Source organism: Novosphingobium sp. CCH12-A3, from assembly GCF_001556015.1.
Taxonomy (GTDB): domain Bacteria; phylum Pseudomonadota; class Alphaproteobacteria; order Sphingomonadales; family Sphingomonadaceae; genus Novosphingobium; species Novosphingobium subterraneum.
Window position 1 is genome coordinate 1 of the sequence record NZ_LSIA01000200.1, and the last position, 8,011, is coordinate 8,011.

General features: G+C 62.2%; 8 protein-coding genes and 1 pseudogene. 5 read left to right on the forward strand and 4 right to left on the reverse strand.

Going from position 1 to position 8,011, the window contains the following annotated elements; genetic code table 11:
• Positions 1-537, forward strand: a 537-nt coding sequence (locus AX703_RS15235) for an IS3 family transposase (RefSeq protein ID WP_156452081.1), incomplete at its 5' end; no start/stop codon positions are given.
• Positions 538-746: 209 nt separating this feature from the next.
• On the opposite strand, the pseudogene AX703_RS28945 reads toward AX703_RS15235, so the two are convergent.
• The 3 genes and pseudogenes from AX703_RS28945 to AX703_RS15245 form a co-directional block, all read right to left on the reverse strand.
• Positions 747-950: pseudogene (locus tag AX703_RS28945) on the reverse strand (winged helix-turn-helix transcriptional regulator); the annotation flags it as partial.
• Positions 951-1,210: 260 nt separating this feature from the next.
• Positions 1,211-1,930 carry an isoprenylcysteine carboxylmethyltransferase family protein gene (locus AX703_RS15240; RefSeq protein WP_082734630.1) on the reverse strand — a complete coding sequence of 240 codons (720 nt, stop codon included), beginning with the start codon at positions 1,928-1,930 and terminating at the stop codon, positions 1,211-1,213.
• On the reverse strand, positions 1,927-2,190 hold the full coding sequence (locus AX703_RS15245; protein ID WP_062345262.1) for a DUF2933 domain-containing protein: 264 nt from the start codon (positions 2,188-2,190) through the stop codon (positions 1,927-1,929). The genes AX703_RS15240 and AX703_RS15245 overlap by 4 nt, the downstream gene beginning before the upstream one ends.
• 256 nt (positions 2,191-2,446) lie before the next feature.
• Between AX703_RS15245 and AX703_RS15250 the strand changes: the two genes are divergently transcribed.
• The 4 genes from AX703_RS15250 (at position 2,447) to AX703_RS15265 (ending at position 7,168) form a co-directional block, all read left to right on the forward strand.
• Positions 2,447-3,907, forward strand: coding sequence for an MBL fold metallo-hydrolase RNA specificity domain-containing protein (locus AX703_RS15250; protein WP_062345264.1), 1,461 nt, complete (start codon positions 2,447-2,449; stop codon positions 3,905-3,907).
• Positions 3,904-5,442 (forward strand): thymidine phosphorylase family protein, encoded by a 1,539-nt coding sequence (locus AX703_RS15255; RefSeq protein ID WP_062345266.1) that lies wholly within the window; start codon positions 3,904-3,906, stop codon positions 5,440-5,442. The genes AX703_RS15250 and AX703_RS15255 overlap by 4 nt, the downstream gene beginning before the upstream one ends.
• Positions 5,439-6,323, forward strand: a complete 885-nt coding sequence (locus AX703_RS15260) for a ribose-phosphate pyrophosphokinase (RefSeq protein WP_039335476.1) — start codon at positions 5,439-5,441, stop codon at positions 6,321-6,323. Before AX703_RS15255 ends, AX703_RS15260 begins: the two co-directional genes overlap by 4 nt.
• A 224-nt stretch (positions 6,324-6,547) precedes the next feature.
• Positions 6,548-7,168: a response regulator transcription factor gene (locus tag AX703_RS15265; RefSeq protein WP_039335475.1), complete on the forward strand. Its 621-nt coding sequence runs from the start codon at positions 6,548-6,550 to the stop codon at positions 7,166-7,168.
• A 180-nt stretch (positions 7,169-7,348) separates the two neighbouring features.
• Here AX703_RS15265 and AX703_RS15270 read toward each other — a convergent pair whose 3' ends face one another.
• Entirely contained in the window at positions 7,349-7,990 is a 642-nt protein-coding gene (locus tag AX703_RS15270) for an oleate hydratase (RefSeq protein WP_369821030.1), read from the reverse strand.
• Positions 7,991-8,011 lie beyond the last annotated feature (21 nt).

An 8,011-nucleotide genomic window follows, 5' to 3' on the forward strand; every position in this document is an offset into this window, starting at 1 on the left:
AGGTGCACGTACGGTTCGGGGAGGGGAAGCGCTTATGCGCTTCCTACTCCACTCCACACCTGGGCAGGGTTCGTCTACGTGGCCTTCGTGATCGATGCCTATGCTCGGCGCATCGTGGGCTGGAAGGTCAGCACGTCGGCTACCGCCGGCTTCGTGCTGGATGCTCTGGAACAGGCGATCCATGCGCGCAGGCCCGGTCCTGATGACCGGCTGATCCACCATAGCGACAGGGGCGTTCAATACCTTGCCATGAACTACACCCAGCGCCTGGCAGAGGCCAACCTCGTGCCGTCGGTCGGCAGCGTCGGCGACAGTTATGACAACGCCTTGGCCGAGACGATCAATGGTCTCTACAAGGCCGAGGTCATCTGGCGACAGCGATCATGGCCCAGCGCGTCAGCAGTGGAAATGGCAACCCTGCGCTGGGTCGACTGGTTCAATCACCATCGCCTGTTTGGACCCATCGGGCACATCCCGCCGGCCGAAGCCGAGGCCAACTACTATGCAGCCAACGAGACCCTCGGTATGGTCGCATGACCCAATTGAAACTGCCTCCGGAAAACCCGGGGCGGTTCAAAACGCTGGATCTGATGCGCTTTCGCTCGAAGGACTACGTTCACCCGATCAGTTACAATGATATCGCAGTAGTGTTACTGAATCCCCCCTGACAATCGACGGCCGTCGTTTTCCAAGTTGTTACGGGGAAACCATCGAGAGCAATGACGCTCGCTATGGACCGCAGGGCTTCATTTCAGCGAAGAAAGCTGCATTTTCCATCGCTCAAAATGATGGAGCGCCGGTCGCAATCCGTGCGCCAATGGTCCCAACTCATGGACCTGGTAGGACTCAGGTGGCGGCAAGATTGTACGAGAGACCAGACATACGGCTTCCAGTTCCCTTAGACGCGTCGTAAGCACATTGGCACTAACCTTGGGGATCTCCCGGCGAAGCGACGTGAAGCGTCATTCCCTACTACTGAGCGCGACAAGGATTTGCAGCACCCAACGGCCTGTAAGAGTTTGAAATATGACATCGGCTGTCGCAGGGCTTATTGCTTTATCGGGCGCGCGTTCTGACTCGATACACATCAAATTACTCTCACATTGTTCGGGCAAGTCCCGCAGGAATTCGTCAGCGCCTTCGCACGAGGCTGAGTAGCGACAGAACCTACCGCCCTAGAAACAGCAAGATTTCTCGATTTTCCGTGGCGTTAGCGCTTTGGAGCGTCGAGCTCGCTGACGCCTCGGACTGGTTTGTCGGCCGCGCTTACCTGCAGACTGACTGGTCCCGCCGGAGCCCGCTTGAACCGCGGAATGAACGCGGGGACGCGGCGCATATAATCGCGGTAGCTTTCACCAAATTCCGCAAGCGCAGTCTTTTCTTCGGTCCACGCCAGCCTGAAATACATCACCACGAGCACCGGGAACATGGCGAGCGTCAGCAGAGTCGGCCATTGCAGCAGGAAGCCAAGCATGACGAGGATGAACCCGACATATTGCGGGTGGCGTACCTTGGCATAGATTCCTGTGGTCGCCAGCTTGTGAGCGCGTTGGGCAGCGTGAAGTGGCGCCCAGCCGGCCGAGATCAGCCAGAAGCCCGCGCCGATCAACACAAAGCTGGCAATGTGGAACGGCCCGAAATGCGGGTTGACGCGCCAACCGAACATCATCTCAAGCAGGTGGCCGGCGTCGTGGCTCCACCAGTCGATGCCAGGGAAATGCGATTGCAGCCATCCTGAGAGCACGAAGATCGTCAGCGGGAAACCATACATCTCGGCAAAGAGGGCGATGATGAACGCGCTGAACGCTCCGAAACTGCGCCAGTCGCGCTTGGTCGCCGGCTTGAAGAAGCTGAATGCGAACAGGACGAACACGGCCGCGTTGACCAGAGCGAGGCCCCACAGGCCATAGCCGTAATCGGTATGCGTCATCGCGACTCCCCCTCGGCACGCTCATTGGAATTGGCCGGCAGGCCGGTCGGGAGCTGATTGGGCTCGTGGCCATGTTGATGGCCGCCATGACCATGGTGCATGAACAGGTGCATGAGCGGACAGGCGAGAAGGATCAGATAGGGCAGCACGCCGAAAAAGTGCGCAGTGTGCTCGGTGATTAGGAAGAAGCCCGCTACCAGCAGGAACCCGATCAGGACGATCGTCCCGCGTTTGCGCATTCGATGGTCATGATCGTCCATATGCCACTCTCTTCTAGCCGATGCGCCGCCAGGTTAGGCCTAAGTCCCGGCAGCAAGGTATAAGTAGAGACCGAAGTTCGAAAGAGGCGGCCAGCGGTGGGCGTCGAGATGCGTCGATTGGACCCGTCCACCGTTATCAGCGCGGCACCGGCACTGAGGCTAAACAGGCTTGCTGCGGCTTTTGCGTATAGGCTCGAGGTACGAGCCCACCAATGCTGCGCTCACGAATATAAACGTGAGAGGCAGGCAAGGATTCATGCACAAGAGGAAACAGAAGCATCGCCCCCGCAGCCATTTCGGCACGGCTATCCTCGAACAAGAAGCGCGTATCGATCTCGCGGAGCGCTCAGCAGACGGCCTCGGCATCGCCTTTCTCGGCGCATCGGAGACCGTAACGGGCTCTCGGTACCTAGTGGATGATGGCGAGACGCAGGTGGTCATCGATTCCGGCCTGTTCCAGGGTCCGAAGGATCTGCGCCGCCTCAATTGGGCGCCGATTCCGCCCGAGGTTGCCGATGTCGACCTGGTGCTGCTCACCCATGCGCATCTCGATCATTCCGGCGCGCTGCCCCGGATGGCACGATTCGGGTGGGGAGGAACCGTTCTCAGTACACGGGCCACCGAAGCTCTGTGCGAGCTTCTACTGCCGGACAGCGGTCATCTTCAGGAGAAGGACGCGGAGTTCGCCAACCGTCACGGTTTTTCGAAGCACCAACCGGCACTGCCGCTCTACACTCAGGCCGACGCGCGCTTGGCGCTGCAACTGTTCCGAACGATCGAGTTCGGGGCATGGCACGTGATCGCGGATGGCATCAAGGCACGCTATCATCGCGCCGGACATATCCTCGGGGCCGCGTCGATCGAGATCAACTGGAAAGGTCGCACGATCCTCTTCTCCGGCGACATCGGGCGTTACGGCGACGCGGTCATGAAGGATCCCGAGCCGCCCGCGCGCGCCGACTATGTCCTCGTGGAGTCCACCTATGGCGATCGCCGCCACGAGCAGATCGACCCGACAAGAGCGCTGGGGGACCATATCGAGCGGTGCGTCAGGCGCGGCGGCACGGTCGTGATCCCGGCTTTCGCCGTGGGACGCGCGCAGTCGCTCCTCTATCACCTTTCACGTCTGCGTGCCGACGGCCGTCTGCGGGACATCCCTATCTATCTCGACAGCCCCATGGCGATCAACGCGAGCGGGCTGATGTGCGACTTCATGGGGGAGCACCGGCTGAGTCGCGCGGAGTGCGAGGCGGCCTGCGGAGTCGCGCACTATGTGCGCGAAGTCGAGGAGTCAAAGGAGCTGACCGCGAATCCCGCCCCCAAGGTCATCATCTCGGCAAGCGGCATGGCGACTGGTGGCCGTGTCCTGCATCATCTCAAGCGCTTCGCACCGGACGGAAAGAATCTCGTCCTCTTTTCGGGCTTCCAGGCGGCGGGGACGCGCGGCGCGGCGATGATCAGCGGTGCCCGGACGATCAAGATCCACGGCGAGTATATTCCGGTCGAGGCCGAGGTCGCAAACCTTACCATGCTGTCTGCGCACGCCGACAGCGATGAGCTCATGCGATGGCTCGGCTCGCTGCACGAGGCGCCAAAACATGTGTTCGTCACCCACGGAGAGCCCACCGGCGCACATGTGCTGGCGAAGCGCATCTCGGAAGAACTGAGCTGGTCCTCCAGCGTCCCGGCGCTGGGAAGCTGGGGCATGCTGGCGTGAGCGCCCCCGCAATCGAAGAAACCGATGCGGAGCCCATCGCGACGACGCTACGGGCGCGACGCCTCGGCCTTACCGCAGCCGGCAACGATCCGATTGCAGTCATGCGTCACGACTGCCCGGTCTGTCGATCCGAAGGGCTCGCGTCCCGCGCTCAAATCAGACTCCGCGCCGGCGGCCATGAAGTGGTGGTCTCCCTGCTGCACAGTTCGGCCGATATTCCGGCACCCGGCGAGATTGGCCTGTCCGAGGCGGCTTGGCACCGGCTCGGCGTCAGTGACGGCGACCTGGTGGAGATCGCGCATTCCCAGCCGCTTGCCTCGCTCAGTGACGTGCGGCGTCGTATCTACGGGAACCGACTCGGCCAAGCGGCCTTCTCGGCGATCATCACTGACATTGCCGAGCGCCGGTACAGCGATGTCCATCTCTCGGCCTTCGTGACGGCCTGTTCGGCGGTCCCGCTTGATCAGGATGAAACCGTCGGGCTCACGAGGGCCATGGTCGATGTCGGAGAGCGGCTGAGCTGGGCCGGTGCCGTCATCGTCGACAAGCACAGCGTCGGCGGATTGCCGGGCAATCGCACGACGCCGATCATCGTATCGATCATGGCCGCTGAAGGCCTGATCATGCCCAAGACGTCCTCACGCGCGATCACCTCGCCGGCCGGCACTGCCGACACGATGGAAGTGCTGGCGCCCGTCGACCTCGACGTGCCCGCGATCCGCCGGGTGGTCGAGCGCGAGGGTGGATGTATCGCCTGGGGCGGCGCCGTAAAGCTCAGCCCGGCCGACGATGTGATCATCGGGGTCGAACGGGTGCTCGACATCGACGCGGTCGGACAGATGGTGGCCTCGGTACTTTCCAAGAAAATTGCCGCCGGCGCGACCCATCTCGTGATCGACATCCCGGTCGGCCCGACCGCCAAGGTGCGCAGCGCCGAGGCAGCCGAAACGCTCTCGACGGCGCTGACCTCGGTCGCCGAGGCCTTTGGCCTGCGCACCCGCGTGATGTGCGGCCCGGGCGTCGAGCCGATTGGCCGTGGCATCGGCCCGGCGCTCGAAGCCCAGGAGATACTGGCCGTGCTCCAGGGCGAACCCGGCGCAGAGGATCTCGCGCACCGGGCATGCGAACTCGCCGGAGGCCTCCTCGAGCTGGCGGGAGCGACACCGACCGGCGGAGGATTCGCGCGCGCGCTGGAAAGCCTCGAAAGCGGCCGGGCCTGGGCGAAATTTCAACGCATCTGCGAAGCCCAGGGCGGCATGCGAGAACCGCCGGTTGCCAAGTTTCAGCAGGATATGATCGCACCTTATAGCGGCAGGATCGTCAGCATCGACAATCGCAAGCTCGCAATCGTCGCCAAGCTCGCCGGCGCGCCCACAGCCAAAGCCGCCGGGGTCGCGCTGCACAGCCGCCTGCACCAGACGGTGGAGGCAGGCGCCCCACTATGCACCATCCATGCCGAGAGTCCCGGTGAGCTTGACTATGCCGCGGCATTCGCGGTGAGTGACGGGGCGATCTTCGGGATTACCGCTGAATGAACCGGCCGATCGTCTTCGCGCTTCCCGGCAGCGAGGCGCTGCTGCAGGCCCTGTGCACTGCCCTCGACGCGGAGCCGGGAGCACTGGAACATCGCCAGTTTCCTGACGGGGAGACTTATCTCAGGATCGAAAGCGATGTCGCCGATCGGCACGTTGTCCTTCTGTCGAGCCTCGATCGTCCGGACGCGAAGCTGCTACCGCTTCTGTTCGCCGCTGACACGCTTCGCGAGCTTGGTGCCCTCAAGCTTGGTCTCGTCGCCCCTTATCTCGCCTATATGCGCCAGGACGTGCGCTTCCATCCCGGCGAGGCGGTCACGTCGCGAACCTTTGCCGCCCTCCTGTCTCGCCATCTCGACTGGATGGTGACGGTCGATCCGCATCTCCACCGCTACCATGCGCTGGCAGAGATCTATCGAATTCCGACCCAGGTCGTTCATGCGGCCCCGCTCCTGGCAGCATGGATCAAACGGAACGTCGCCCGGCCGCTGATCATCGGCCCCGACATGGAAAGCGAGCAATGGGTCGCGCAGGTCGCGGCCGACGCCGATGCGCCGTTCCTCGTCTGCGAGAAAGTGCGGTCCGGCGACCGTGAGGTGACGATTTCGATCCCCAACGCCTCGGCATTTCTCGATCGCCAGGCAGTGCTGGTCGACGATATCGCCTCGTCAGGGCGAACGCTCGCGGTCGCGGCACGCCAGCTCGCCAGCATGGGTTTCGCACCACCCGATTGTGTGGTGGTTCATCCCCTCTTCGCGGGCGACGCGGCGCAGGTTCTGGGCGGGTATGTGGGGCGCATCGTCAGCACGAACACAATCGTTCACACCTCCAACGACATCGACATGATGCCGGTGATCGCGGAGGCTGTCCGCAACGCCCCGTAAGCAGGACTGCGGGGCACGCAGGCGCCCCTCCCTAAAATAGCTTCTGAACCTGCCGACAGCATGTCGTCCACGCTTTGGCTCGCCAGATGCCGGCGTGATCGCCGAGTTCGTGAGGCACAAAATCCCCCTTGACCTTGGACTATGGTCCAACCCGCACAAGGCGCGCGCGAAGCGGCGGCGTGACCGACGCTGCAGCATGGTAGGTTTGAATTGCCAGGGGGACCATGGCAGAAAAGCGCGTCGTTCATATCGTCGATGACGAGGAGACAATCAGGAAAGCGGTGGCGTTCACGTTACGAACAGCGGGTTTCATCATTGAGACTTATGCATCGGGACCGGAATTTCTGAAGATTGCGGGTGAAGCCGAGATCGGCTGTGTCATTCTCGACATGCATATGCCGGATATGGACGGTCTCGAGGTTCAGGCAGTTCTGACACAGAGAAACATCGACATGCCGATCGTCGTGCTGACCGGAAATGGCGACGTCGCGCTGGCGGTCCAGGCGATGAAGGCAGGCGCCGTCGATTTTCTCGCCAAGCCGATCGAAAGGGCCGTACTGCTCACTGCAGTCGACCGAGCATTCGCGCGCATCGACCGGGCAGAGAGCCGTGCCCTCGAAGAAGCTGAAGCGAGGATGCAGATAGATCTTCTGACGCCGCGTGAACGGGACGTCCTAGAAGGTCTCGCTCAGGGGCACCCAAACAAGACCATCGCCTACGACCTCGGCATCTCTTCCCGAACGGTCGAAGTCCATCGTGCGAGCCTTATGGCCAAACTCGGCGCCCATACGCTTTCCGAGACCTTGAGGATCGCCTTTTCGGCGGGAATGGGAAAGCGGTCGTAAGCCTGCAGACACAACTCTGTCACTGCGCATCTTTTGGCTTCGCCGACCCGGAGCAGAGCGAGGCGTTGGCGGAATAATACATCGGCATCCATCGAACCCGTGACGAAGGCATGGCGACGCAGGCTCCGGCGGCTCGGGCGCGGGCTCGCCCCATCCAAACGGCCAGATGGCCTTCGATCACTATTCCGAAATAACGTGAAACTCTTCCAGCAACTGGGCGATCTCTGTGCCTTCGAGCTTCTTCATCAGCAGCTTGCGCAGGAAGGACGGGCCGGGAATGTCGATCCCCTTGCCATCCCTGAGCGGCCCGATCGCAGCCAGGAGCGTGCGAATATCATAGGTTGAGCTAAACACTTCAGGCACGCCGCGTTCGACCTGCATGAGCGTGTAGACGGCCTCCATCGGCGTGCGCACCGAATATTCCGTCGTGAAGATACAATCATGCTGCTTCGACTCGGCAAACTGGCCGATGAAGGCGAAATTGACCGCGCCCTGAGGCACCACCTCCGGCCGGTCGCCGGCCTGGCGCGGCATGAAGAAGGCGGTGATGTAGGGCATCATCACCGGCACGGTCTTTGCTCCCGTCGCCGCGAGCCCGGGGATATCCGCGACCGGCACGCCGAGGTGATAGAGCCATTCCTGCGTGATTTCCTCGCCCGTGCAGTCCTGCATCGGCTTCTTCACATAGTCACCCGGCCGGTCGACGAACAAGGCATAGAACCAGGCGACGATCTGGTCCTTCGGCTGCTTCTTGAAGTGGGGTTGCCGGCTGACCGTCCAGCTCAGTAGTCGCCCGTGAAAAACTCTGAAGCCTTTGGGAATGCGTGGGTTTTAGCGGATTTG